This is a genomic window from Acidiluteibacter ferrifornacis (assembly GCF_009909615.1).
In the GTDB taxonomy this organism is placed as follows: Bacteria; Bacteroidota; Bacteroidia; order Flavobacteriales_E; family Vicingaceae; genus Acidiluteibacter; species Acidiluteibacter ferrifornacis.
The window spans coordinates 338797-339042 of record NZ_WWNE01000012.1 but is presented as its reverse complement, the minus strand read 5'-3'; the positions used below and the strand labels follow the sequence as shown (position 1 = coordinate 339042).

The window sequence follows — 246 nt, the reverse complement described above, 5'->3', positions numbered from 1 at the left end:
TTAACTCCAACAACAGGAGTTGTTGTTCCAGGACATATCGCTCCTGATGGACTTTGAACTTCTACTACACCAGCATTCAATGGCGCTACTATGCTCAATCGAATGTCATCAATGGACATATCACTTTCGTAACTACTACCTCTTATACCTGCAAAACGCAATACAACTGATTTACCTTGGTAACCCACCAAATTCGTACTAGCTAATCGCCATGGATCACTTCCTGCTGTTTGCTGCTGACCTGAA

At 42.7% G+C, this 246-nt stretch carries 1 protein-coding gene; it reads right to left on the bottom strand.

The window, feature by feature from the left end; all coding sequences use genetic code 11:
- Window positions 1–246: hypothetical protein (locus tag GQN54_RS13640; RefSeq protein ID WP_160634109.1), on the bottom strand; the 246-nt coding region annotated here is incomplete at both ends.